Annotated in this window: 2 protein-coding genes and 1 pseudogene; 2 read left to right on the plus strand and 1 reads right to left on the minus strand. The window is 45.6% G+C overall.

Annotated features, from left to right (window positions below; genetic code table 11):
- The first annotated feature begins 237 nt into the window (after positions 1–237).
- Together B9T16_RS28265 and B9T16_RS28270 are read left to right on the plus strand one after the other, a co-directional pair.
- A complete protein-coding gene (locus B9T16_RS28265) occupies positions 238–843 on the plus strand; it encodes a superoxide dismutase (protein ID WP_006615995.1) in 606 nt (201 codons plus the stop codon).
- Between the two features lie 256 nt (positions 844–1,099).
- Entirely contained in the window at positions 1,100–1,306 is a 207-nt protein-coding gene (locus B9T16_RS28270; RefSeq protein WP_062945835.1) for a hypothetical protein, read from the plus strand.
- A 301-nt stretch (positions 1,307–1,607) separates the two neighbouring features.
- Here B9T16_RS28270 and B9T16_RS28275 read toward each other — a convergent pair.
- Positions 1,608–1,834, minus strand: a pseudogene (locus B9T16_RS28275) (transposase); the annotation flags it as partial.

Raw genomic sequence — 1,834 nt, forward strand, 5'->3', positions numbered from 1 at the left:
TGAGGTCTATCTCGACHCCTAATTGCACCAAGATACTGGGGTTTACCTGCCGCCGGGTAGGAGATAAGCCGAGGGGGCAGACCTTCACAAACCAAAGTTAGCCCGACTAGATTTGTTTTAGTGACCGTTGATGGTATATGATCAGGATATTGTAAAGTTTTATGTAGGCTCGCTCATAAATTTGTCCCGTTCAAGACAAATCGAGAAGCCTAGATATTTGAGAGAGGAGAAAACACAATGGCTTTTGAACTTCCCAGTTTACCTTTTGATCAGGATGCACTAGAGTCTAGCAAAATGTCCGCTAATACTCTATCCTACCATCATGGTAAGCACCATGCAGCTTATGTCAAAAACCTTAATGCTGCTATTGAAGGTACAGACATGGCTAATATGTCCCTGGAAGAGATCATCAAAGCCACTTACAATGATCCTTCTAAGTCTGGTATATTTAATAACGCTGCCCAAGTCTGGAATCACAGTTTCTTCTGGAAGTGCCTCAAGCCCAATGGTGGTGGTCAACCTACAGGAGCTTTGGCTGACAAGATTCAAGCAGATTTCGGTAGCTTTGACGCATTCATTCAAGAATTTAAGAACGCAGCGGCTACCCAGTTCGGTAGTGGTTGGGCTTGGCTAGTCCTGGATAATGGCACACTGAAAGTTACCAAGACTGCTAATGCTGTTAACCCCATGGTTGAGGGTAAAACTCCCCTGCTAACTCTCGATGTTTGGGAACACGCCTACTATCTGGACTTCCAAAATGCGCGGCCAGGTTTCATCGATAACTTTATCGAAAATCTGGTTAACTGGGACTTTGTAGCTGAAAATCTCGCGTCTGCCAGCTAATATCTTTGATATTCCTTTCAGCCAACCTAGCTAACCTGCTCTAGCTTAATCTGTACCCCCCCTCAAAGGCAATATTGGGGGGCGGTCAGTTGAGAGGAGCGGGTAATTTTTGATTATTTATCAGTGACTCAGGCGCACTACTGACAGCAAAAAAATCCAGTAATCGGACTTGAACCTAATACATAGCCTATAACCCCTATTCTACCGCTGCTTAGGTGTTACTCAAAACCGTAGTAGAGTAACAAGTGAGTAAAAAATGAGTAACGCCGCTAAACTCCCTACAGTGGGGGGAAAGGGTAACTATGATGAGAGTTACGCTAGATTCCTGAAAGCCTATCAAGACTTTAAGGGGGAATGTCCCAAAGGAGTGACTCTCAAACTACAAAAGTCCGGGACTAGGTACAACCTACTATTGCGTGCGAGACGTTTAGGAGATAAAATAAGGCTGCGATGCCTGAAATAACCTCCTCGTGGGACTTCTACCCCTTGGTAGAATATAAGGGACTTAATGTGATAGCTAAGTAACCCTGACCATCCCATAACTATCTATGTGTCCCAACCTCTGGCTTCGACAACCAGACAACGCAGGAAGACTCAAGGTCAAGACAGAATGCTGGAAAGATGGACGTTATGAACCCATTTAGTATAGCAGGAAGTTGAGAGTAACGGCGGTAGCCACCCCCAGTTTCAGGAATCACAACCCGTCAGATTGAAGCGGGGAACGGAAGGCTCCGAGATACAACCTATAGCACTAGTCAATACGGTTAGGACGCAGCCTTGAGAACAGAATCCATGGCATCATCGAGAGAATCAAACTGCTCACGTGCAATGGCGAATGCGGGCTTTCAACCACGACCAACATTTCTCTATCTTGTTGAGGTCTGGCGAATAAGGTGGTAGATAGAGYAAACGGCATTGAGCCGCCTCCACTAGCTCAGGAATCCGTCCCCCTTTATGAAACGTTGCATTGTCCAGTACTAGAGTTTGACCA

This window comes from Arthrospira sp. PCC 8006, assembly GCF_046480465.1.
GTDB lineage: Bacteria > Cyanobacteriota > Cyanobacteriia > Cyanobacteriales > Microcoleaceae > Limnospira > Limnospira platensis.